The organism is Pleionea sp. CnH1-48 (genome assembly GCF_024124665.1).
Taxonomy (GTDB): Bacteria; Pseudomonadota; Gammaproteobacteria; order Enterobacterales; family Kangiellaceae; genus JAMXSB01.
Map to the genome: position 1 here is coordinate 81,360 of NZ_JAMXSB010000015.1, position 23,562 is coordinate 104,921.

The 23,562-nt window shown below is 42.8% G+C and carries 19 protein-coding genes; 12 read left to right on the top strand and 7 right to left on the bottom strand.

Going from position 1 to position 23,562, the window contains the following annotated elements; all coding sequences use genetic code 11:
• Positions 1–48: 48 nt before the first annotated feature.
• From pstA to NH399_RS20940, 6 genes are all read left to right on the top strand, one after another.
• Positions 49–1,674, top strand: coding sequence for a phosphate ABC transporter permease PstA (gene pstA, locus NH399_RS20915; RefSeq protein ID WP_253043148.1), 1,626 nt, complete (start codon positions 49–51; stop codon positions 1,672–1,674).
• A 50-nt stretch (positions 1,675–1,724) separates the two neighbouring features.
• Positions 1,725–2,555 carry a phosphate ABC transporter ATP-binding protein PstB gene (pstB, locus tag NH399_RS20920; protein WP_253043149.1) on the top strand — a complete coding sequence of 277 codons (831 nt, stop codon included), beginning with the start codon at positions 1,725–1,727 and terminating at the stop codon, positions 2,553–2,555.
• Between the two features lie 39 nt (positions 2,556–2,594).
• Complete coding sequence (gene phoU, locus NH399_RS20925) at positions 2,595–3,338, top strand: phosphate signaling complex protein PhoU (RefSeq protein ID WP_253043150.1); 744 nt, start codon at positions 2,595–2,597, stop codon at positions 3,336–3,338.
• Between the two features lie 27 nt (positions 3,339–3,365).
• Positions 3,366–4,061: a phosphate regulon transcriptional regulator PhoB gene (phoB, locus tag NH399_RS20930; protein ID WP_253043151.1), complete on the top strand. Its 696-nt coding sequence runs from the start codon at positions 3,366–3,368 to the stop codon at positions 4,059–4,061.
• 6 nt (positions 4,062–4,067) lie between these two features.
• On the top strand, positions 4,068–5,363 hold the full coding sequence (gene phoR / locus NH399_RS20935; protein ID WP_253043152.1) for a phosphate regulon sensor histidine kinase PhoR: 1,296 nt from the start codon (positions 4,068–4,070) through the stop codon (positions 5,361–5,363).
• A 177-nt stretch (positions 5,364–5,540) separates the two neighbouring features.
• Complete coding sequence (locus NH399_RS20940; protein ID WP_253043153.1) at positions 5,541–6,497, top strand: PstS family phosphate ABC transporter substrate-binding protein; 957 nt, start codon at positions 5,541–5,543, stop codon at positions 6,495–6,497.
• A 67-nt stretch (positions 6,498–6,564) separates the two neighbouring features.
• Here the strand turns inward: NH399_RS20940 and NH399_RS20945 are convergent, their stop codons facing one another.
• Positions 6,565–7,179, bottom strand: coding sequence for a YqiA/YcfP family alpha/beta fold hydrolase (locus NH399_RS20945; RefSeq protein WP_253043154.1), 615 nt, complete (start codon positions 7,177–7,179; stop codon positions 6,565–6,567).
• A 203-nt stretch (positions 7,180–7,382) separates the two neighbouring features.
• Here NH399_RS20945 and NH399_RS20950 point away from each other — a divergent pair, with 203 nt between their 5' ends.
• The 6 genes from NH399_RS20950 (at position 7,383) to NH399_RS20975 (ending at position 13,718) form a co-directional block, all read left to right on the top strand.
• Positions 7,383–7,595, top strand: a complete 213-nt coding sequence (locus NH399_RS20950) for a hypothetical protein (RefSeq protein WP_253043155.1) — start codon at positions 7,383–7,385, stop codon at positions 7,593–7,595.
• 286 nt (positions 7,596–7,881) lie between these two features.
• The gene (locus NH399_RS20955; RefSeq protein WP_253043156.1) at positions 7,882–8,823 is read left to right on the top strand and encodes a 1-aminocyclopropane-1-carboxylate deaminase/D-cysteine desulfhydrase; all 942 of its coding nucleotides are present in this window, start codon (positions 7,882–7,884) and stop codon (positions 8,821–8,823) included.
• A gap of 175 nt (positions 8,824–8,998) precedes the next feature.
• Positions 8,999–9,910, top strand: coding sequence for an ABC transporter ATP-binding protein (locus NH399_RS20960; RefSeq protein ID WP_253043157.1), 912 nt, complete (start codon positions 8,999–9,001; stop codon positions 9,908–9,910).
• Between the two features lie 5 nt (positions 9,911–9,915).
• Complete coding sequence (locus tag NH399_RS20965; protein ID WP_253043158.1) at positions 9,916–10,812, top strand: ABC transporter permease; 897 nt, start codon at positions 9,916–9,918, stop codon at positions 10,810–10,812.
• Positions 10,813–10,821: 9 nt separating this feature from the next.
• Positions 10,822–12,684, top strand: coding sequence for a Gldg family protein (locus NH399_RS20970; RefSeq protein ID WP_253043159.1), 1,863 nt, complete (start codon positions 10,822–10,824; stop codon positions 12,682–12,684).
• 8 nt (positions 12,685–12,692) lie between these two features.
• Positions 12,693–13,718, top strand: a complete 1,026-nt coding sequence (locus NH399_RS20975; protein ID WP_253043160.1) for a DUF4340 domain-containing protein — start codon at positions 12,693–12,695, stop codon at positions 13,716–13,718.
• Positions 13,719–13,831: 113 nt separating this feature from the next.
• Here NH399_RS20975 and NH399_RS20980 read toward each other — a convergent pair whose 3' ends face one another.
• The 6 genes from NH399_RS20980 to NH399_RS21005 all read right to left on the bottom strand — a co-directional run bounded on the left by NH399_RS20980 (position 13,832) and on the right by NH399_RS21005 (position 23,466).
• A complete protein-coding gene (locus NH399_RS20980; RefSeq protein ID WP_253043161.1) occupies positions 13,832–16,210 on the bottom strand; it encodes a hypothetical protein in 2,379 nt (792 codons plus the stop codon).
• 134 nt (positions 16,211–16,344) lie between these two features.
• On the bottom strand, positions 16,345–18,453 hold the full coding sequence (locus NH399_RS20985; RefSeq protein ID WP_253043162.1) for a tetratricopeptide repeat protein: 2,109 nt from the start codon (positions 18,451–18,453) through the stop codon (positions 16,345–16,347).
• Between the two features lie 276 nt (positions 18,454–18,729).
• Positions 18,730–19,806, bottom strand: a complete 1,077-nt coding sequence (locus NH399_RS20990) for a MaoC family dehydratase (protein ID WP_253043163.1) — start codon at positions 19,804–19,806, stop codon at positions 18,730–18,732.
• A 2-nt stretch (positions 19,807–19,808) separates the two neighbouring features.
• The gene (locus tag NH399_RS20995) at positions 19,809–20,702 is read right to left on the bottom strand and encodes a CoA ester lyase (RefSeq protein ID WP_253043164.1); all 894 of its coding nucleotides are present in this window, start codon (positions 20,700–20,702) and stop codon (positions 19,809–19,811) included.
• Between the two features lies 1 nt (position 20,703).
• Positions 20,704–22,344, bottom strand: a complete 1,641-nt coding sequence (locus NH399_RS21000; RefSeq protein ID WP_253043165.1) for an acyl-CoA synthetase — start codon at positions 22,342–22,344, stop codon at positions 20,704–20,706.
• Entirely contained in the window at positions 22,345–23,466 is a 1,122-nt protein-coding gene (locus NH399_RS21005; RefSeq protein WP_253043166.1) for a CoA ester lyase, read from the bottom strand.
• Between the last annotated feature and the right edge of the window lie 96 nt (positions 23,467–23,562).

A 23,562-nucleotide genomic window follows, 5' to 3' on the forward strand; every position in this document is an offset into this window, starting at 1 on the left:
ATTACGTCAACTTGAAGATAAACGAGACACAAACAGGTTTATATTAAGATGAGAGAAAAGTTTTTTAAATCAGGTGAACATTGGGTTTGGTTTAATGCCGGAGCCATTGCCATATCACTTGTCATGGTTGTCGGGTTATTGGCGCTGATTGCTGTTCGAGGCTTAGGTCATTTTTGGCCTAAAGAAGTGCATCATTATGAGTTGTCTTTAGAAAACGGCGAAAAAGCTCATGTTCTAGGAGAGCTTTACGAAGAGCAGAGCCCTAAAGGTGCTCAAGACGATAGCGAAACGCAACTTCTGATCAAAAACGGTAATCGTGAAGTTTATGGACTGGATTTTACCTGGATTCATAAGAAGCATGTGACCGCTGAGTCTTTTCCATCTGATGTTGTTGTATTAGAGCGTCGAGAGTGGGGTAACTTCTACGGTGATCTGCAGAAGGTAATTATCGATGGCGCAGAGGTCGGTAACGATAAAGAGTCTCGCTATGCGGCTATGCTCGCTCGTATTAATGAAGTTAACGATGTTTTTGAAGACATTCATGATCTAGAGAAAAGCGATATCGGCTCTGTGAACTATCGCCTGGAAGAGTTACGTTTAGAGCGTCGTCGATTAGAGCTTGATGGTAAAGATACTCGAGAAGCTTTGGCAGAAATTGCAGCTCAAGAACAACAGTTAAAAAATGAGTTTGAAGACTTACAAACCAAGTTGAATGCTTTATACGCAGAAGCCGAAAAAGACTCTGTCGTAGTAAAAACCATTGAAGGAAAAGAACTGACGGTTAACTTCGCAATGATCGTTAGAGCTTTCCAACCCAACAAGATGACGGGTTTGGGTAAGGTGGGGCACTACTTCGAAAAAGTCGGTGAGTTTGTACTGGAAGATCCGCGCGAAGCAAATACAGAAGGCGGCGTTTTCCCTGCCATCTTTGGTACTGTAATGATGGTTATCTTAATGTCTATCATTGTTACGCCTTTTGGTGTGATTGCTGCTGTTTATTTACATGAATACTCAAAACAGGGTTTCTTAACGCGAGTTATTCGAGTCGCTGTTAACAACCTGGCAGGTGTTCCTTCTATTGTTTATGGAGTATTTGGCTTAGGTTTCTTTGTTTATTTTCTTGGTGGAAGCATTGATGATTTGTTCTACCCAGAAGCAAAGCCAGCGCCGACATTTGGTACTTCAGGCTTGATCTGGGCATCGATAACGCTGGCTCTTTTAACTTTACCAGTTGTTATTGTATCGACAGAAGAAGGTCTATCTCGTATTCCTAAGTCAATTAGAGAAGGTAGCTTAGCGCTTGGTGCGACTAAGATAGAAACCTTATGGCGAACAGTATTGCCCATGTCGAGTCCGGCTATGATGACAGGCTTGATTTTAGCGATTGCCCGTGCGGCAGGTGAGGTAGCACCACTGATGTTGGTGGGTGTTGTAAAGCTAGCACCGACATTGCCTGTTGATGGCAATGCTCCCTTTATTCACTTAGAAAGAAAGTTTATGCACCTGGGCTTCCACATATACGATGTTGGTTTCCAAAGCCCTAATGTAGAGGCCGCTCGCCCCTTAGTTTATGCGACTGCGTTTTTGCTTGTTCTGGTAATTATCTTATTGAACATTGCTGCGATAAAAATACGCAATAACTTGCGCGAAAAGTATAAGTCACTAGAGCACTAAGACATCGAGTGATCTGGTTAGATTGAATTTTGAATAGTTAGGTAAACATTATGACAGCTGAAGCTCAAATTGGTCTGGAGCAAAACGACAAAGCCGGTGGATTTAATCCAGAAGTTGTAGCCGGCGAAAAAATTGCTCTAGAAGTTGAAAATTTAAACCTGTTTTATGGTGAGAAGCAGGCTTTACACAACATCAACTTACAAATACCTGACAAGAAAGTCACTGCGTTTATCGGCCCTAGTGGCTGTGGTAAGTCAACATTGCTTCGATGTTTTAATCGAATGAATGACCTGGTTGATATCGCTCGTGTAGAAGGCGCTATTCGACTGAATGGCTCTAACATGTATGCGCCAGGTGTTAATGTGGCTGACTTACGTCGTAATGTAGGGATGGTGTTCCAGAAGCCAAACCCTTTTCCTAAATCTATTTATGAAAACGTCGCTTATGGCCTGCGTTTGCAAGGCATTAATAAGCGAAGTCTTCTTGACGAAGTTGTTGAGTGGGCACTTAAAGGTGCCGCTTTATGGGATGAAGTTAAAGACCGCTTAAATGATAATGCACTTGGTATGTCGGGTGGACAGCAGCAGCGTTTAGTTATCGCTCGTGCAATTGCTGTGCAGCCAGAAGTGTTATTGCTTGACGAACCAGCTTCTGCTCTTGATCCGATTTCGACGTTAAAGATTGAAGAACTTATCCACGAACTTAAAAACGATTACACCATTGTTATTGTAACTCATAACATGCAGCAGGCTGCTCGAGTTTCAGATTACACTGCCTTTATGTATATGGGAGACATGGTGGAGTTTGATAAGACGGATACCATCTTTACAAATCCTGGTCAAAAGAAAACAGAAGACTACATCACTGGTCGTTACGGTTAATGACTTCGCTAAGCGTTTTATTTTATTAAGGTGGACAAGATGTTGGACAAAAGCCAGTTTACACAGCATATTTCACGTCAGTTCAATGAAGACCTGGAAAATGTGCGTCAAAAAGTTTTGGCTATGGGCGGTTTAGTAGAAGATCAAATTACTAAATCTTTACAAGCTTTAGAAAACTTGGACGGCGACCTTTCTAAAGAAGTTATTGAGACTGACAAAAAAGTTAATTCGCATGAAGTGACTATTGATGAAGAGTGCACGCGCATTCTCGCTAAGCGACAGCCAGCTGCAGGTGATCTTCGCTTAGTTGTTGCTATCATCAAAACCATCACTGATTTGGAACGAGTCGGTGATGAAGCAGAAAAAATTGCGCGCATGGCGTCTCACATTGGCTTATCTATGGACAATGTTATGCCGTCGAAGAAGCATTTTAGTGCGGTTATGCACTTAGGTGAGCATGTTAAATCTATGTTGCACGAGGCGCTTGATGCGTTTGCTCGTATGGATGTTGAGCTCGCTCTTCAGGTTGCGCAAAGAGAAACAACTGCAGATAAAGAATACAATGCCATTGCACGTCATTTGATTACTTATATGATGGAAGATCCTCGAAGTATTTCTTCCGTTCTTGATGTCATGTGGTCTGCTAGAGCATTAGAGAGAATCGGCGACCATGCACGTAATATTTGTGAGTATGTAATCTATCTGGTTCAAGGTAAAGATGTTCGCCATCTAAGCCTCGAAGAGATGGAAGTTATGACTCACGCTGATAACGCTGACAAGTAGACGTTGGATTTGTGAGGGGAAGGTGTAATGAATGCAACAATTATGGTGGTAGAGGATGAACGCGATATTCGAGAGATGTTAGTTTTTTCTCTCGAACAAGCTGGATATTCAACTCTTCAAGCTGGTACGTCAGAAAAAGCAATGTCATTGCTACAAGAAGAAACGATTCCAGATTTACTACTCGTCGATTGGATGTTGCCTGGCGCTTCAGGTGTAGAGCTAACCAGAAAAGTAAAGAAGAGTTCACTGTTTAAGGATGTTCCTGTCATTATGTTGACAGCGCGTGGAGAGGAAGATGACCGCATTAAAGGTCTGGACGCGGGTGCCGATGATTATGTTATCAAGCCTTTTTCTCCCAGAGAGCTGATGGCTCGCATTCGAGCTGTGCTTCGCCGTACAGACCCAGGCACAGCCGAAGAAAAGTCTATCGAAATGGGACGTTTAAAGCTGGACACTGCCAGCTATCGGGTGACTGTTGATGGGCAAACCGTTAAGTTAGGGCCAACGGAGTACAAGTTATTGTTGTACTTTTTGGAGCACCCAGAGCGTGTCTTCACTCGTAGCCAGTTACTCGATGCGGTTTGGGGACATCAGGTTATTGTTGAAGAAAGAACGGTAGATGTTCATATTCGTCGTTTGCGCAAAGCACTCGACCCCTATGGCATCGAAAACTACGTTCAAACCGTTCGCGGCGCAGGTTATCGCTTTTCTCACAGAGTATAACGGTCTATGACTAACTTCCGTTATTGGGCGGCAGAAATATGGTTTATCTGTATTGTTGCCGTCTTGACCTGCATTATTGGTTTGTCTATCGGTTATGTAGGCGAATTACTGCTTATTGTCGCTATTACCTATCTTGGTTGGCATTTACGCCAAATTAATCGGTTAAGAGTTTGGTTAACCGAGTCCAGAAATTTATATCCTCCTGAGTCTATTGGAATTTGGAGTGATATTTTCCACAATATCTATCTACTGCAAAAACGTAACCGTAAAGGACGCAGACGCTTAACAAATATTTTAAGCCAGTTTCGTGCATCAACGGCCGCGCTTCCTGATGGGGCAGTTGTTCTCGGTGCATCAGGCGATATTGTCTGGTTTAATCGTTCGGCAGAAAAGTTATTTGGACTTAATCCAAAACAGGATATTGGACAAAGAATTACAAACTTATTACGTGATCCTCGCTTTGTTAATTTTGAGGAAAGTGGGCAGTACGATAAACCTGTAGAGATGGTTTCTCCTATAGACGCCAAAATTCATTTGAGTATTCGTATTACACCCTATAATGACTCTCAACGATTGTTGATTGCTAGAAATATTACTCAGTTATACATGCTCGAAAAAGTTCGTCAGGATTTCGTCGCTAATGTCTCTCATGAACTTAGAACGCCGTTAACCGTTGTTCATGGTTATATGGAAATTATGGATGACAGTCGCGAAACGTTGCCGACTGTTTATCACAAGCCTATTGATCAAATGGCTCAACAGGTATTGCGTATGCGCAGCTTAGTTGATGATTTATTAACCTTGTCAAAGCTTGATTCCAGCAAAGGTGTAGGCAGAGATAAGCCGGTCAGTATTGAAACTTTATTAAGAAATATTTGTAAAGAAGCCATCGCATTAAGTGGTGATAAACATAAAATCTCATTTAAAGGTGATTGCGGTAAAAAAGTTCCAGGCAACGAAAAAGAACTGCACAGCGCGTTTTCAAATCTTGTATTTAATGCCGTCCGTTATACACCTGAAGGTGGCTCTATTGTGATGCGTTGGTATGAAACTGACGACAGCTTAGTGATGAGTGTCACCGATACGGGCCCTGGCATTGAATCTCAGCACTTGCCTCGTCTTACCGAGCGTTTTTATCGCGTCGATGATGGACGGGCGAGAGATATAGGTGGAACAGGGCTTGGACTCGCTATTGTTAAGCACATACTTGAGTTGCACGGCGCTGAACTAAAGATCGAAAGTGAAGTAGGAAAAGGCAGCTGTTTTAGCTGTGTTTTCGACAAATCCTCTGCACTGATGTAACTAATCAGCGCACATTATTGTAATAATTAGCTGGTATATTAAATTTTTGATTTTAACTTATTGATTTAAAAGAATTTTAAGTTGTCATAAAATCGAAACATACCGATCATATTATTATAAAAATTGAATAGCAGAATACTCGCTGACAAATTTAAATATCCTTGTGGGAGATGATAGATGAAACTTTTGAAAAACGTAGCCGTTATTGTTGCTGCATTGGGCGTAAGTGCTGCTTTCGCAGAAGCTAAGGTTGATGAGAAGTTAGATACTTACAAAAAAACGAGCGGTATCTCTGGTAACCTTTCAAGCGTTGGTTCAGACACTTTAGCTAACTTAATGACTTTGTGGGCAGAAGAGTACAAGCGTGTTTACCCTAATGTAAACATTCAGATTCAAGCGGCTGGTTCTTCTACTGCGCCTCCAGCGTTAACTGAAGGTACTTCTAACTTCGGTCCTATGAGCCGTAAGATGAAATCAAAAGAGTCTGCTGCTTTTGAGAAAAAACACGGTTATAAGCCTGTTCCAATTCGTGTTGCTATCGATGCGTTAGCGGTATACGTAAACAAAGACAACCCTATCAAAGGATTGACTATCTCTCAGGTTGACGCGATTTTCTCTTCAACTCGCAAATGTCGTGGTGACAGTGACATTTCTTCTTGGGATCAGTTGGGTCTAGGCGATTTAGGCGAAATTCAAATGTTTGGCCGTAACTCAGTATCTGGTACTTACGGTTACTTCAAGAAAAAAGCTTTATGTAAAGGCGACTTCAAAAACAGCGTAAACGAGCAGCCTGGTTCTGCTGCTGTTGTACAGGCTATCAGCCAATCTAAAAACGGTATCGGTTACTCTGGTATTGGTTACAAAACTTCTAGCGTTCGTACTGTTCCTTTAGCGAAAAAGCCTGGTAAGCCATTCATTGAAGCGAGCACAGAAAACGTATTAAGCGGTAAGTTCCCATTAAGCCGTTACTTGTACGTTTATGTAAACAAGCACCCTAACAAGCCTCTTCCTCCTTTAGAGCGTGAGTTTGTTAAAATGATTCTTTCTAAGTCTGGTCAGAAAGTTGTAGTTAAAGACGGCTACGTTCCAGTACCAGCTGAGATTGCAGAAAAAGAACTTGCTAAACTTAAATAAGTTTATCGCTTGTTAAAAAAGCCGCTTAGTTTATAGCTAAGCGGTTTTTTTTGTTTAGTAAAAGCTATTACGAATGATCTTGTATAAAGGTTGCAATCGTCTGGGCTGCCAAGTTCATATTATCGGCATAGTCTATTCCAGAGCGTTTTCGGGGTTTAAGACTATGGTCGCCATCAGGTAACCAGCAAAACTGAATAGTGGTATCAAGCGAATAGCTGGAAACTTCTTCTTTGGTCCCAAAGGTGTCTCTTTCTCCTTGAGCAATCAGTAAGGGTTTTTCAAACCTGCCTAAATGTTCTGTACGCAGCTTGTCTGGTTTGCCTACTGGATGAAAAGGATAGCCAAGTACGATGACTCCACGCACTTTAGGATGCTCTGCAACTAAAGTGGCCACCCGACCACCCATAGACTTCCCGCCAATCCAAACATGCTCCGCAGGATGCTGCTCGATGATAGATTGATATTGTTCGATCAGTTTATCCATCTTCTCTGGTGGGCGTTTTTTGCCTGTGTCGACCTGAGTTTGCATATAGTTAAAGTTAAATCGTGCTGTATTAATCCCCTGTTTATTAATAAGTTGGTACATCTCTTCCATAAAATCGGATGCAGAAGAAGCACCGGCACCATGTGCTAAAATCAGTGCTGGATTGTTGGTAATATTGACTTTGTCTAGGAACTTCATCACATTTTCTTTTTTGTAATCTCTAAAGTGGTATATAATGAATAAATTATATGCCTATTATCAGGTATATATGTCCAATTATCAGTCTAAATTTTTGAATTTGGTCAAGAAGTGGCTAAACTAAGGCTGATTGGTCGTAAATTAAGCAGTAGTATCCAGAAATGCTTTCAAGGATCAATTTACTCCCAGGAGATTAAGAGGAAATGAGAGTGGTCGCAACTCGAGAAACAGCTCATTTTGCTGTTATTAATGGTGAACAGTGTTACGTGGGGCCTGAGCGCCGCAAAGATAGACGCCGTTCTAATTGTAACCGTCGTCTGGAGTCGTTGCTGAACGATTTTGGTCTTGATCGACGTATTCGTACTGAGCGTCGCAGAAAGTCCACATCGTGGTTGATTATGCACGAAGCCAGCTAGACTTTTTATTCACGGATCGAATAGAAAATTACTTAAGGATATTTGTAGATGACACAGGGTATGTGGGCCTGTTTATCTTTACAGTATATTGGTGGCTGACAATTATTTTTATTGTCCAGCAGTGCACTCGTTATCTAATATTGGTTCCATAAAGATATTTTAGTGTGAATCTTATCTGTTAGGTTTGATGTAATAGCTGATACTGCAAAGATAAGCGGGCCCAATGCTTATTTTTTTGTTAACTTTTTTCTAGGGCTATGAAAGCTCATACTTTAAAATTCGTTTCATGAAAACGAATCCTTCCTATTCAAACTTGGTTGCCCAGTGGCAGCTACCGTCTCCCATTCAGCAGGTTTCACTGCCTTCGTCCTTATGGGGAGCTTTAACTCACCTATGGATTAAACGTGACGACTTGATACATCCTATTATTTCTGGCAATAAAGCACGCAAATTACTCCATGAATTACCTCGAGTAGAAGAAAGCGCTGCTTGTGGTGTTATGTCGATGGGAGGTAATTACTCTAATTTTCTTCATGCTCTTGCTTACGCTGCTCAACAGTTAGAATGCAAGGCTGTGGGGATTATTCGAGGTCCTGAACCTAAGGCGTGGGGAGCAACATTAAAAGATCTAAAAGCTTTTAATATGGAGTGCCGATTTGTTAACCGCGAGGCGTTTAAACAAATGCGTACTCAAGCTGATTATGCAGCAGAGCTTGCGTCTAAAGAGAACCTTTTATGGATACCCGAAGGCGGTAGCACAGAAGCGGCTATCGAAGGGGTTATCGAATCGGTAGGAGAGCTTAGCATTGAACCCGATTATATTTTTGTTGCCTTAGGAACGGGAACTACAGCACTAGGTATTGCTCAAGGTGTTCGACTACGAAGCTGGAACACCCAAGTCATTGCTGTTGCTCCCCTAAAAGGTGCGCAGCAAATAGAAGAAAGCATCGCTGCTAAGGCTAGTCAATGCGGGTTTTCGGTGCCCAGCAATTTGACGATTGAACATCGCTTCTGTGGTAAGGGCTTTGGTCGTATCGAGCCAGACTTGATTGAGCGAATGAGTCACTATCAAACATGCCTGGGTATTCCACTTGAGCCTGTTTATGCTGTTAAAACCCTGGATGCTTTAAGTTTTTATGGAATTAATCAGTTAATTCCAAATAGAGCCGAGGTATTGTATTGGCACACGGGAGGAATACAAGGGGCTCGGTCTATTAACTCTGGTTAAAATATGTTCTTTTTAAAGTTTATTGAGCTCCTAAATAGATTGTCACTAAATTGAATCGAGTTCATGTTATTTTATCCATCAAAGGCTTGAAATTTTTCGATAAAATAAAAATAATTCTGCTTTTATTTGAGCTCGTTATTTCTGCAAGTAAAGATTAGGGTACGGAGAAAAACTAATGATCAATGTCTCTGGGTTGACGCGCTATTTTGATAGTTTTTGCGCTGTTGACCAATTATCGTTTGATATAAAAGAAGGTGATATTGTCGGCTTTCTAGGGCCGAACGGAGCCGGAAAGTCAACCACTATGAAGATGTTAACAGGGTTCCTGGCGCCATCTTCAGGCAGTGTCCTTATTGATAATATTGATATGCTATCAGATCCTGTCGCCGCCAAAAAATTAATTGGCTATCTCCCAGAAGGAGCTCCGGGATACGACGAAATGATGGTTGTCGATTTTTTACGTTTTATTGGCCAGATCAGAGGGTTCTCTGGTGACGCCTTAACTCAACGAGTTGCAGAAGTGATTGCCGAAGTGCAATTGCAAGACGTTCTCTATAAACGTATAGATATGCTGTCTAAAGGCTTTAAGCGTCGCGTTGGTATTGCTCAGGCCATTTTCCACAATCCTAAAATTCTTATTCTTGACGAGCCGACTGATGGCTTGGATCCTAATCAGAAGCATCAGGTTCGGCAGTTGATTCAAGGCATGTCAAAAGATCGCATCATTATTGTATCTACGCACATCTTGGAAGAAGTGACCGCCGTTTGTAATCGAGCAATGATTATTGCTCGCGGTAAAAAACTATTTGATGGTACGCCCAAAGAATTACTTGAGAAGTCCAAGCAGCATAATGCGATTGCTTTGACGCTTGATCAAGCTGTTGACACTTCCGCATTTGATGCCTTGCCAGAAATCAGTGAAGTGATGCGAACATCCGATAATGAGTGGTTGTTGATTGGAGATGGTCCCAAGGCCTTACATAAAGTAGTTGATGAGTTAAAAAAACAAAGTGTGCAGCCGCTACATCTTGCCATTGAACAAGGGCAGCTGGATGATGTGTTTAGAATGATGACTGAAGGGAAGTAGAAATTATGAGTGCGAAGTCAGTCTTATTGCAGCTATATAAGCGTGAGTTTTTAAGTTATTTTTCCACGCCGTTAGCGATAGTCTTTATTATTATATTTTTGGTTCTTAATGGGTTATTTACTTTTCAGCTAGGTAACTTTTATCAGCGCGGTCAGGCAGAACTGGATGTGTTTTTCAGTTTCCATCCCTGGCTCTATTTATTCTTGATGCCAGCATTGGCTATGGGGCTGTGGGCAGAAGAGCGCAAGTCTGGAACCATCGAGCTGCTGCTTACTTTACCCGTTACTATATGGCAGGTGGTATTGGCCAAGTTTTTAGCTGCCTGGTCTATTGCTGCTATTGCATTGGCGCTAACTTTTCCTATCTGGATGACAGTTAACTATCTTGGAACACCCGATAATGGAATAATTCTTGCCGGTTATATCGGTAGCTTTTTGTTGGCTGGAGCTTACCTTGCTGTTGGTGCTTGTATCTCTGCGACGACTCAAAATCAAGTTATTGCTTTTATCATATCGGTTGTGGTGTGTTTTATCTTCTTGATTATTGGCTTTCAGCCTTTGCTTGAACTGTTTTCTGACACAGTAGTTTCTGTGTTGCTTAAGTTAATTGTGTCTATTTTAGTCGCATCCGTTGTGTTACTTATGACTAAGAAAAGTGTACTTTTCTACTTCATTTCTGTGCTTGTCTTGTTCGTTGGCTTGATGCTGTTTCCTGGCATTTTAGGCGGTGAAAATATTACTCAAGGTTTTGTTGATGCCATTGCATCATTGAGTTTCCTGACACATTTTGATGCTATTACAAAAGGTGTTTTAGATTTGCGAGATGCAATTTATTTTATATTAAGCATTGCATTTTGGTTGTTAACATCGGTTATTGTTATCGATATAAAGAAAGCGGATTGAGGTTTGATAATGAATAAAAACAAACTGTTTTCTCGTTTAGGCTTTGTCCTTCTTGCTGTCACTTTTGTGTCTGCCATTATGATTAATCAGTGGCTATTTAAGGGCGTGCGACTGGACCTCACCGAAAATGGTCTCTACAGCGTGTCGGAAGGAACTGAGAACATATTGGTCAGTATCGATGAGCCGATCAATTTATATTTTTTCTTTTCTGAAAAAGCAACTAGCGATGAACCTGGTATTCGCTCTTATGCCACTCGAGTAAGAGAGTTACTCGAAGAATATCAGAGTCTGTCTTACGATAAAATTCGTCTGCATGTTATTGATCCTGAGCCTTTCTCGGAAGATGAAGACCGTGCGACTGAGTTTGGCTTACAAGCGGTTGCCAAAAATACGCAAGGGGATGACATTTATTTTGGCTTGGCAGGAACCAATAGTGTTGATGACAAGCAAGTTATGCCATTTTTTCATCCGGATAAAGAAGCGTTTTTGGAGTACGACATCAGCAAGCTGATTTATCAGTTGAATCAAGCTAAAAAGCCTAAGATTGGCTTGATTGATGGCGTATCCGCTAATGGCGGGATGGATATGCTGTCTCGACAGCCAAAACCTCGCTGGGTCATTCTGGAGCAAATGTCACAGCTGTTTGACATACAGGCTCTGGATAAAGACATTGATGCCATTTCGGAAGATATCAATACCCTATTATTGATTCAGCCTAAAGGTCTGACCGAAAAAGCGATGTACGCTATCGATCAGTTTGTTCTGCGTGGAGGTCGTTTGATTGTCTTTAATGATCCTTCTGCATCCGTTGACAGAGCGCCTGCGAGTCAACAAAACCCATTCCCTAGAATCCTTCCTGGTCAGGATCTCAACAAGCTGTTTAATGCTTGGGGATTCAATCTTGATATCAATAAAGTGGTTTTAGATAACGATGCTGGAATGTTCTTAAATACTGATGGAAGAGCACAAAAGTTTTTATCGATCCTTTCGATGGGCGAAGCCAGAATGGATAAAAGCTCACTGCTTATCAGCGGGTTGGAGAGCATTAACTTTGATGGCGTGGGAGCAATAGAACCCTTGGATCAAGAAAGTATCTCTATTTCTCCTGTGATCACTTCTAGTCAAAACTCAATGACTGTTGATAGCGAGCGATTGAGCTTTTTGCCTGATCCTTCTGTGTTGAATAAAGACTTCGTTGCTGATGATAAGCAGTACATCATAGCGGCACATATTAAAGGACAGTTTAAATCGGCTTTTGAGAATAGCGTTAGCGAAGAGCAAAAAGAGTCACATCTTTCCACCAGCACAGGAGAGGCTAATATCTTTGTTGTCGCTGATGTGGATGTACTGTCTGACCGACTGTGGGTTCAAGTTCAGAATGTTTTTGGGCAACAGTTTGCCAGTGCGTTTGCTGATAATGGAGATTTCTTTTTTAATCTGGTTGATGTCATGTCTGGAAGTTCTGATTTAATTGGTTTGCGAGGACGAGGTCGTTACAGCCGTCCCTTCGAATTGGTTAATAACTTGCGTTTGCAGGCGGAAGCCCAATTCTTGAGTAAAGAAGAAGAGCTGAAACAACGTTTGGAGGAGACCGAGACACAGCTGGCTGAACTGCAAGCCAGTGTCGATGAACAAGGTGCTATGGTGCTGTCTCCAGAGCAAGAAAAAGCAATCGCCGAGTTTCAACAGCAGAAACTGCAAATTAGAAAAGAACTGCGCTTGGTTCAACACCAATTAGCTCGAGATATTGAAGCGCTAGGTAATCAGTTGGCATTCATCAATGCTTTCTTTGTACCAATAGTGTTGGTTGTTCTGGCTTTGGTGTCTATGCTGCTTCGTCGTCGACTGCTAACTCAATACAACCGAAAGTAGAGGTCTTTATGTTACAAAGTAAGCAATTTTCTATAGGACTGATTCTGGTTGTTTTGATAACGATTGCTGCTATTAGTGTTCAAATAACATCTGATAGTAGCACTGAGTTTAAGCCTAATCAGTTGCTTTTTCCTGAGCTTGGAAGTGTGATTGAGCAAGTGGATGAAGTGTTCATTCGTGATGATGAAATCACCATCCAGATTGAGAGAAAGGACAATGCCTGGGGCATGCCAGAGAAAGCCATGTATCCGATTAACTATGATAAGTTAAAAAGTATTATGTCTGCTCTTAAGGATGCTCATCTATTAGAAACCAAAACCGCTAATAGAGATAAGTATCATCGATTAAAAGTAGCGGATATTGGGCAGGAGGGCAGTGGTATCTTGTTGGAATTACGTCATCAAGGTAAAGCCGTAGCGAGCCTTATTGTGGGTGATTCAAGCAAGGGACTTTCTGGGCAGTATGTAAGAAAGCCTGGCGAAGCTCAAAGTTATCTTGTTGATAAGAGTCTGGATATCAGCGCTCAAAAAACTGACTGGCTCAATGTGAAGATTCTAGACTATAAGCAAGCGGATATCCGTTCAATGGAGCGAGCGGAAGGAGCTAAGCAGTACATTTTATCGCGTGAAACAGCAACTGACACTTTCACGCTATCTCCTCAATTAAAAGAAAATGAAAAATTAGGTGAAGAATATAAGCTTAATGGTGTTGTGTCAGTATTGTCTGGCTTTGAGTTAAAGGATGTTTTTGCTTCACAGAATACGGTATCTCCTGGCAGTGTTGTTCGTTCAAACGTTTCGGTCTATGAAACCTTTGATGGTTTAAAGATACGTTTGACCTACCAAAAAACTAACGAAGATCGTCACTTTGTTACCGTTTCTACTGAAGCTAATGCGAATGCAGAAAGTGCCGTTAAGGAAACTTCTGAATCGTTGAATAAATCGCTGTCTCCCTGGGTATTCGAAATATCGGCTTTCAATGGTGATGAGTTGGCGAGAACACGGGGTGATTTAGTTACGGTGCTTTCTCCTTAACTTCTTGGTTTTTTGGACTCTAAATTAGCTAGTAAGGACAGCGTTAGTTCCTAATACTAATAAGACAGCCACTCAGCTTTGGGGCAAGAGTGGCTGTGATGTAAAATGTTTTATTAGTGATATACGAGCGAGTAACTTCCACTGCCGCTATTATTGCTACTCTGATCGGTTATTATCAAAGTATAGGTTCCTGCTTTCTGCGTGGTGTAGTTAATCTGTGCCTGATGGGCTCCCTGGCCCAAAGTGATGTATTCTCCATCGGGGCCATATAGCCACACTCTTAAATACATGGAAGTTTGATTGATATCTGTCGCTGTAATGAGCAATGATTCATTAATTCCTGCCGACAATGTATAAGAGTCAATATCACCCATAGCCAATTGAGTCGTGACTGAGCTACCCTGCGAGAGCAAGCCATGTTCATTAGCACCAGGCATTCGAACAAAGTGCAGCTCATAATTACCTGTGTTGCAGAGACATGAAGACTGGTCAGTAACAACGACAGTATGTGAGCCTGATTGTGTGACCTGATAACTTATCGCACCCACATGCGCGCCTTGACCCAGAGTAATGTAATCTCCATCAGGACCATATAACCAAATTCTTAAATACATTCCACTGAGGTCGGTGTCGGCAATCCTAAGTTGAATATGTTCGCCGCTTTGAGCGTAAAAAGAATAGGAATCCAAATCGCCCTGGCTAATGTATTCTGTAACCGAATCGCCATTAGGTAAGGGGCCATGTTCACTGGCATTATTGTTGTTGCCAGGATCAATGCTTGATGTCTTAACGTAATGGAGCTCGTAGTCTCCGGTGCTGCATAAGCAACTGGATTGATCGGTAACAACAACAGTATGAGTGCCACTGGTTTCAATTTTGTAGCTGATGGCAGCCACATGGGCTCCTTGCCCTAGTGTAATATACTCACCGTCGGGGCCATACAACCAGATACGCGGATACATTGCGGTATTATCAATATCTGATAAGCGCAACTGAATATGCTCGCCTTCATTAGCATCAAGGGTAAAAGTGTCCAGGTCGCCCTGAACAATATTTTCAAATACGGAGTTACCACTGATGAGTTTATTGTGTTCATTAGCACCAGGCATATAGGCAAAATGAATATCATAGTCTCCAGTGTTGCAGAGACAACTGGACTGATCGGTAATAACAATCGTATGAGTACCACTGGTTTCAATTTTGTAGCTGATGGCAGCCACATGGGCCCCTTGTCCTAAGGTAATATAGTCGCCGTCAGGACCGTACAACCAGATGCGCGGATACATGGCTGTATTGTTTGTATCGGACAGTCTTAACTGTATGTGTTCGCCTGTGTTACCGTTAAAAGTAAATGAGTCCAGATCACCTTGCGTTAAAGTGCCAGACTTTTTGCCTCCATTCACCAGCAAGTCGTGTTCGTTAGCTCCTGGTAAGCGAGCGAAGTGCAGCTCATAATCGCCCCCATTACATAGACAGGCGCTTTGGTCGCTGATGACAACCGTATGGGTACCGCTCTCTGTGATTTTATAGCTGATCGCGGCAACATGAGCACCTTGCCCCAGAGTGATGTATTCACCATTAGGGCCATAGAGCCACATGCGAGGGTACATGCCAGTGTTGTTGACATCGGAGAGACGTAACTGAATGTGCTCGCCGCTACTGGCATCAAATGTATAAGAATCTAAGTCGCCTTGCTCAATGGAGCCAGTCACAGAGTCCCCGTTAAGCAATTGACCATGCTCGTTAGCACCAGGCATTTGAACAAAGTGCAATTCATAATCGCCTCCATTACATAAGCAGGCGCTTTGATCGCTGACAATAACCGTATGGGTACCGCTCTCTGTGATTTTATAGCTGATTGCAGCAACATAAGCGCCTTGCCCCAGAGTGATGTATTCACCGTTAGGGCCATAGAGCCAGATGCGTGAATACATTGCCGTATTGTTCTTATCAGATAAACGTAGCTGGATATGCTCACCAACGTTAGCGTTAAAAGTATAAGAATCCAGATCACCTTGTTCGATGGTTTCACTAACGTAATCACCATTACTGAGAGCACCGTGCTCATTAGCTCCCGGCAAACGTTTATAGTAAAGATCGTAACTGCCTCCATTGCATTGACAGCTGCTTTGATCTGATACCACGACGGTGTGAGTGCCACTGGTTTCAATTTTATAACTGATCGCGCCAACATAAGATCCTTGCCCAAGTGTGATGTAATCTCCGCTCGGACTGTACAGCGTGATGCGCGGATAAAAGGCCGTGTTGCTCGTATCGGCAATTCTTAGCTGGATGTGCTCATCTTTGTTTGCGATAAGTGAGTAAGTATGTTGTTGTCCGGGGAGGGTGATAGCGCTAGACACTTTATCGCTATCAGATAAAGCAGCATGCGCGCTAAATGATAAGCAAAGTGTCATGAGTGCGAGTAACTTTATGGCAAACTTCGCCCCATATTTTCTTAGTGTATGTAGATACCTCAGTAAGTCATTCATTTTTCGGCTCCTTTTTAATATCGACCAGAATGGTCTACAAAAAATATTGCCCTATCGATAGAAAAAAAGAGTCAGTGGGTTTCGCTACTTATCGTCAGATAACGCTAGTTAACTATTATTTTTTAGGTCATATCTCATTGTGAGGAGATGTCTGCGAATCTTTTGAGAGAAGGATAAGCGACATAGCCTTTGCACATCGCGGAAAGTTTTTGATAGTAAGGGTAAGCTTTTTCGTATTCATCAAGATGAGTCAAACTCAGTAACACCCTCACATAAGCCGGAGGCTCAACAAGATCGGGACCGAGATTTTCTATTTCCTGTAAATAGAAACGTCGTTCTTTGTGTTCCAGAACTTTGCCCTGAAGATGCTTCATCATTAGCTCGATATAGATCAAGTAGCTTTTTAAGGTGATTGGATTGCCGCCTTTTAGTCGTTCGTTTTCTATTTTTGCCAGTGCCGCCTTGTAGGTGTCCAGTGCCTGTTGTTTTCGTTGACCTATGCGATAAGCTTCTGCCAGTCCTATCCAGAATTCGTAGTGGCCATCGTCACTGTCTTTCTGAATAAACTGCAGATTATTTTCCATTAAATTAATGGCTTCTTGATGCTTTCCTTCAAACAACAATAGAGCGCCTAGTTGGTATTCCAATACTGGCGTTGCCTGGCCAATTTCATAGACTCTTTTGTAATAGCGCCTGGCATCCGTTAGATTGCCTTTGCAAAAGTGCATAACACCTAAGTTTGACAGTGAGTTGTAGTTTTCTGACAGGACAACGCTTTTTTCTGCGGCTTTAATTCCTTTTTCTGCCTGTCCGCTAATAAAGTAAATTCGCGCCTGGATAAAGGGCACCTTCCAAAAGCTTGGTTCAGAAGCTCCTGCTTGCTGCGTGTATTCAAGGGCTTTCTCGAATAACTCCGTTTTTTTCTGTTGCGCGCCACGTAAGGCATAGAGCTCTGCTAATCCTAGTTGTGCATCAACGTAACCGGGCAAGATGTCTAGCGCTTGCTGATAGCTCTGTTTTGCTTCATCGAGAAGGCCGCTTTTTCGTTGCCACTGCCCATTGGCAAAGTGATACTCTGGTAGGTTATCTGCTTGCTGGGCAATGGATTGACATTCGAGTTGAGCGTCTTTCAAGAGTGTTTTATCACTATGAGCGATACTTAGTCTGACTAAACTTTCACACAGTGCTGCCCTGGCTTTAAGGAAGTTGGGCGCTAGTCGTAGTGCTCGATAAAAATGGGCCTGCGCCTGAGAAACATTCTCTGCAACCAGTGCTCTGTCGACAAATACCATACCTTGCAAATAGTCTTCGATAGGTTGCTCTGCTATGGTTTGCTTTAATTCGATATCCGTTAAAGCTCTATTCAAATCTTGATGCGTTAAAATTTTCTTTAGGTTGCTGTAAATGGCATCGCTGATGGATTGCGAGTGGTCTTGTAATGGTGAGTCTAACCAAACATTACTATAAATAACGATTTGCTCTTGGGGACTTATTAGATAGAACAGATAGGCTTTATATCGTCCTTTTGACAATGTTTTGGCCGTGATAACGTAATCAACGCCTAGTAATTTAGGCAGCTCCCAGGGTGCTCGTTCTGGGACAAGCTGGTTAATGCTGGAGTCAGCCAAGGTGACTTCCGTCGATAACACCTCTTTTAACTTTTTTGCCAGAGCAGGACCGCTTGCAACATCTTGTAAGACCAATGCTACGGATAGTGTTTTATGATTGGGTTTAGGATCTGGAATACTTATGTCTTCACGCTCTGCTGGTGGGATATCAGTGAGTGTAGGTTCATTTTCTTCAGGCCAAATGCCAAGTACTAATGCCATAATGAGCGCTGGTACCAAGATAAGTAGTAGACCTTTGATGTGAGTGGGTGTGATTCTTTGATGGTTTGTTGAATGTTGATGTTTGGTTAGTTCATTCGTTGGTATGGAATGACTTCTTTGCTCTTCTTCTGCTGAAAGATAAAGTGTGTAAGACTCTACGTTTAAAACTGACGCTACTCTCTCGATGGTTTGGGGAGCGACGGGGATTTCTCGAAAAACACGGTTAACCAGATCTTTCGGTGGCGCATCCAGATGTTCGTGATCAGCGATTGCCTCGGCCAATGCTGCTTGCGTTTTTAAGCCCGCTGCTCTTAATGCCTTTTCGAGTTTATGGCGAGAAGCTCTAACACCTCTGGTCCGAGTTTTGGTTTTTAATGAAGGTGAGGAGGTTCCATTACTGTTCGAATTTTCCATTGCTTAAATCCTAATATCGCAACATAAAATATTCCACAAAAGGTAGTCTTCATCATCTTTGCTCTGTACATCATATCAACAGATAGTCGAGCAAAAAACAACTAGTAGGACAAGAAAGGAGGTGGAATAAAAATGAGATTGGCTCGAAGTAGAAGGCCGTTATGCAAACCTGAAGGCCGGCTTTGCTTGATCTGTGTTGTGAATCTATAAGTTTTTTACTAGAAGGGATTGCCGGACTTTAAAGAAAGCTCTATTCGTCCGGCAGGATTTTTATGACTATTGTTTTCTAGGCATTAACAAGGTGTAGTCCAACTCAAGCACTACATTCTTATCAAAACGTTTACGCCCATTGTCAATGCTAAAGCAGGCATCCAATTCGTTGCCAGGCACATCTTTTATTCCCCAGGTAACGACTCTTACCCAGCCAATATCACTACGTCCTTCAAATTCGCCTTTGTCGACGACTTGACTCTTACAGTAGATGGTATCTCCTGCAAAGCTTGGGTTTGCGTGGGTGCCACCATTGATACCAGCTAGCCAGAGACCGTTAGCGAGGCCATTGTGACTTAGTGCTCGACACATAGAAATAATATGACCACCATACACCAGTCTTTGACCGTGATGAGCAGACTTCATTGCGTGAGCATCAAAGTGAACTTTGGCATTGTTTTGATAAAGTCGAGTTGCCAAAGAGTGATCGGAATCATTAATGGTCATGCCATCAACGTGATCAATGGCTTCTCCTGCTTCGTAGTCATCCCATAGGTATTCACAGGCTGACCACTCGGGTTTAAAGGCAGAAAAATCTAAGGTAGGAGGAAGTAGTTTAGCACTTGGCTCTAAGTAACTCTTAAGGTTCGGTTCGCTGTTGATTCCCGTAACCCCTGAAGGTACTTTCTTGTGCACCATCACCCAGCGCTTCCACTCCACAATGGTTGTACCGTCTTGGTTGGTTGCCACCGAGTGTACGTAGACGATGCCTGTTTTTCCATTGCTGTTTTCTTTTAAGCCAATGACTCGGCTTTCTACGGCAACGGTATCACCGACATAAGCGGGTGCAAGGAATTGACACTCTGCATAACCCAGATTTGCTACAGCATTCAGCGAAATTTCTGGAACTGTTTTACCAAAAGCTATATGAAACAGAAGAAAGTTATCAACAGGCATTTGCTCAAAGCCGCAGGCTTTGGCAACTGTATCGGCACAGTTAAGGACAAAGCGACTTCCTGTTAAGCCAGTATATAAACTAATATCACCAGCGGTAATGGTTCTTGGAATACCGTGCTTGATAACCGAGTCGAGTTCAAAGTCTTCGAAGTAATTACCAGCAAAGGTTTTTGTCGATGTTGTCATAATTACTTTTCCGGTCCACAGAGATCACTTTGACCAATTTGATGAACGGTTTCATATACTGAGATCACACGTTCTGCCCACTCCGCCAAAGAGGGTTCAACCAAACGATCGTCGAGTATGGCAATACTGCGGTCATCTTTATTGGCTTGTTCCATGGCTTCGAGAATACGCTTTGCTTTGTTAATTTCACCGCGCTTAGGTGTAAAGGCATCATTGGTATAGTTGAGCTGCACTGGATGAATAACGGTTTTACCATCAAAGCCCAGATCACGAGCCTGACGACAAGCAAACTCGCAAGCTTCTACATTTTTTAAATCAAAGTGAGGGCCATCGATAACGCATTTTTTGTGTGCTCTGCCAGCTAACATAACCAGTGATAAGCTGCTCAATAGACCGCTGCGATCCGGTGTTGGAGTCATCTTTAATTCGTTGGCCAGATCAGTAGTGCCCATCACTAACACTTCAAGACGATCACTAGTTCCCGCAATTTCTTCTGCCCGTAGAACACCCAGAGGGCTTTCTATGTTCACCATGACTTTCAGATGACTACCACCCGCTGTATCCATTTTATAAATGGCTTCTTCGAGTTGCGCGCGACTTTCCATGCGTGGAAATAAGATGGCATCAATATCCATCTGTACCGCAGCTTTCAAGTCATCATCGCCCCATGGAGTATCAAACGGATTGATACGTACTATTTTTTCGGAATAGCCAAAGTCAGGATTCGCCAGTTGCTTTTTTAGCGTTTCACGAGCTAACTCTTTTTGATGAGGAGGGACTGACTCTTGCTGGTCAAAAATAACAGAGTCTACGCTGAGGCCGCGTGCTTTGTTGATGTGCTTTTCTATATGCGCTGGCACATACAACATCGTGCGTCTTGGTCTATAGGTTGTCATTTTATTCTGTCCCCACTTTCAAGCTGGCAATCAGTTGTTTTCTTAACACTTTGCCGTTTTTCGTTCTTGGATAATCTTCCATAAAATGGACTTTCTTTGGTGCTTTGTATTTTGCAAGATGACTTGCACCAAAGCTTAATAGTTCATCTTCGCTGGCGTTGGCGTCAGGTTGAAGAATCACACAAATAGAAACTAAGACTTTATCTTTGCCAATTTCTTCTCCAAGCGCTACACAGTCGGCAACCGCTGGGTGTGTTTTCATGACTCTTTCTACTTCATGGGGGGATACGCGGTACCCAAAAGTATTGATGATGTCGTCCTTTCGACCAACAAACCAGATGTAACCGTCATCATCATAACGCGCATAATCACCCGTGCGAAAATAGCCATCAACTTTGGCTTTTGCGGTTTCTTCTGGCAATCGCCAATATTCTAAAAACAAACCTGGATCATCAAGAGGAATACAAATCATGCCTTCTTCTTTGGCGGTCACCGGTTGATTGTCTTCACCTAACAAAGTGACATTGTGTCCTGGTTGAGGGAAGCCTGCTGCTCCGGGACGAATGTCTTTTTCTTTGTGTTGAGAAATATAGTAAGACAATTCTGACATGCCGATCGCTTCATAAACGTCTTGATTAAAGCGTTCGCGCCAGGCTAATAACATTTCATCCGACAAATGTTCTCCTGCACTCATGCAATGTCGCAAGCTGGGTACTTCTGCGGCTGAGTATTCCGTTTTCTGGATAATCTGTCGGTAAATAGTCGGCACACCGATAAAGATGGTGCACTGGTGTTTGGCGATCAATTTGGGCCAGGTAGTGGCGTCATTCGGACCTTCGTAAACCACAACGGTTTTGCCGTGAAACAGTGGGTCCATCAAAGCTGAGCCAAGTACGTAAGTCCAGTTGAATTTGCCGGAGTGTAGGATGCGATCATCTTCTTTAAAATCGAACCAGTATTCACTGGCAGGCAAGCGTCCGATTAACGCGCGGTGAGCATGTAAAACCCCTTTTGGGTAACCGGTTGTGCCTGAGGTATAAACCAGATAAGCCGGGTCAATGCTGCGAGTTTGGCGTGATTCGAACTCAACTTTTTGGCAGCCTACTTCAGTATCAAAGTCCAGAATTTGTAAGTCACCGCTTTTGGGCAAATCATGAATGGAGCCTTCGCCCGTTAGCAACACCATTTTTAGTTGTTTGCATTGAGCTAAGGCTTCAGCCAGTTGAGGCCACATTTTCTTGTCGGTAACGATAGCGGTTGCGCCTGAGTCGTTGGCAAGATAAGCGACTTCTTCTGCCGACAGTAAGGTTGAGGTAGGAACTGCAACCGCACCGTATTTTAAGCTACCAAAGAATGCTGTTGGGTACTCGAGGCTATTAGGTAAACGAATTAAAACGCGCTCACCTAAATTAAATCTAAGGTTGTTAAGTAAGTTGGCAAATGCCGAAGTGCGTTCGGAAAGTTGCTGATAAGACATCGTAAAAGTGCCACGGTTGGCATCTTCTAGAATAAAGGCGGGCTTTTCTCCGTTGCCTTCTTTGACGTGACGGTCAACACAAGCTTCGCCAATATTAAACTGTTCGGGAAGTTGCCACTCCCAACCACTGTCGGTTTGCTCTAAATAGTTTGCTAAATGACTCATTTAAATTTTTCCGTAGGGCCAGTTTTCACGAATAACATGCACAGGTAAGCGTTTTAATACGTCCATGGCAAACATTTTGTCTTCTTCACTTAAAGACTTTAATGCGTAGGCACGTAGTAATGTTTGCAATGCCTTACCAAACATCGGCGGATCAAGCATTTCACCTTCAAAACGAATAGCACCACCCAATAACGCATCGGCTTCGATTGCGGCTTTCAGAACCTGGACGTTGCGTTTGATTTGCATGGGAGATGGGGTGAAAGCCACTTTACACAAATGAATGTGATAAGGGTGGATGACCTGCTTACCGGTTAAACCCATTTGAGCTTCTTCAACAGCGTGACGGTGAACAACGTGTGATTCATGATCGCCATGAAGATCTAGCCAACGGCGTACGTCATTTGGCTCAATAAAACTTTCGGGCATTGAGTTGTTATTAATCAGTACCTCAACACCGCCGATAACACCTTTACCTGCAATACGCGCTTCGAGTAGCAAGTTACGCAGATAGGTTCGCAGTTCGTCAATCCAGCCTTCTGGTGTCAGGTGGATGGCCATCGCTTTAGAAAAGTCGTGAATACCAAAAACGACATGCTTCACACTGGGAAACTGCATTAAGTCGGGGGCGAGCTTTAATGAGCGAGGGTGTTCGATAATCGGCTGAATTTCTATTTTATCGTTAACGCTGACCAACCAGGCTGATAGGTCGCGGATTTCTGCAGCTCCATAAACCTCACCCGCTTTAGCCAGAATGATTACATCGATGTGTTCGGCCACGGCCTTTATCATCTCAAGATCTTTTTCGTATTCGGGGGTGCGGAAGGGATTAATGCGGAGGGCTATCTGGAAATTACGTTCGGGAAATTTGGGAAGTTCCTGAATCAGAAGTTGGCGGCTCATTTCTTTTTGTCGACAACCATCTTCAAGGTCGAAAAGCAGCGTGTGGGCCTGACAATGGTGGGCATGTTTGCGTATTCGCTCTGCCGCTTGCTCCATGGTCTCATATTCGCCCTGAGCCGGGTTGTATTTTACTGGAGGGTAATACAGTTGTATGCCCGGCCAATAGCCGCCTAGCACTACCTCTTCATCGACGTTGTCGAGAAATGCGTACTCGTAGTTCATCGCCTGGTCCTATCAAATTCAAAAGCAAATGTTGAACTTTATGGGTTAAAACCCGCTAAATTCGCGCCTTTTGGCGCACATACGTTATGGTTATAT

Coding starts and splice junctions, on each gene's coding strand:
- NH399_RS20950 (WP_253043155.1), top strand. CDS start 7,383: ATGAGAGTGGTCGCAACTCGAGAAACAGCTCATTTTGCTGTTATTAAT.
- NH399_RS20960 (WP_253043157.1), top strand. CDS start 8,999: ATGATCAATGTCTCTGGGTTGACGCGCTATTTTGATAGTTTTTGCGCT.
- phoU (WP_253043150.1), top strand. CDS start 2,595: ATGTTGGACAAAAGCCAGTTTACACAGCATATTTCACGTCAGTTCAAT.
- NH399_RS20945 (WP_253043154.1), bottom strand. CDS start 7,179: ATGAAGTTCCTAGACAAAGTCAATATTACCAACAATCCAGCACTGATT.
- NH399_RS20970 (WP_253043159.1), top strand. CDS start 10,822: ATGAATAAAAACAAACTGTTTTCTCGTTTAGGCTTTGTCCTTCTTGCT.
- NH399_RS21000 (WP_253043165.1), bottom strand. CDS start 22,344: ATGAGTCATTTAGCAAACTATTTAGAGCAAACCGACAGTGGTTGGGAG.
- phoB (WP_253043151.1), top strand. CDS start 3,366: ATGAATGCAACAATTATGGTGGTAGAGGATGAACGCGATATTCGAGAG.
- NH399_RS20940 (WP_253043153.1), top strand. CDS start 5,541: ATGAAACTTTTGAAAAACGTAGCCGTTATTGTTGCTGCATTGGGCGTA.
- NH399_RS20975 (WP_253043160.1), top strand. CDS start 12,693: ATGTTACAAAGTAAGCAATTTTCTATAGGACTGATTCTGGTTGTTTTG.
- NH399_RS20955 (WP_253043156.1), top strand. CDS start 7,882: ATGAAAACGAATCCTTCCTATTCAAACTTGGTTGCCCAGTGGCAGCTA.
- pstB (WP_253043149.1), top strand. CDS start 1,725: ATGACAGCTGAAGCTCAAATTGGTCTGGAGCAAAACGACAAAGCCGGT.
- phoR (WP_253043152.1), top strand. CDS start 4,068: ATGACTAACTTCCGTTATTGGGCGGCAGAAATATGGTTTATCTGTATT.
- NH399_RS20985 (WP_253043162.1), bottom strand. CDS start 18,453: ATGGAAAATTCGAACAGTAATGGAACCTCCTCACCTTCATTAAAAACC.
- NH399_RS21005 (WP_253043166.1), bottom strand. CDS start 23,466: ATGAACTACGAGTACGCATTTCTCGACAACGTCGATGAAGAGGTAGTG.
- NH399_RS20980 (WP_253043161.1), bottom strand. CDS start 16,210: ATGAATGACTTACTGAGGTATCTACATACACTAAGAAAATATGGGGCG.
- NH399_RS20990 (WP_253043163.1), bottom strand. CDS start 19,806: ATGACAACATCGACAAAAACCTTTGCTGGTAATTACTTCGAAGACTTT.
- NH399_RS20995 (WP_253043164.1), bottom strand. CDS start 20,702: ATGACAACCTATAGACCAAGACGCACGATGTTGTATGTGCCAGCGCAT.
- pstA (WP_253043148.1), top strand. CDS start 49: ATGAGAGAAAAGTTTTTTAAATCAGGTGAACATTGGGTTTGGTTTAAT.
- NH399_RS20965 (WP_253043158.1), top strand. CDS start 9,916: ATGAGTGCGAAGTCAGTCTTATTGCAGCTATATAAGCGTGAGTTTTTA.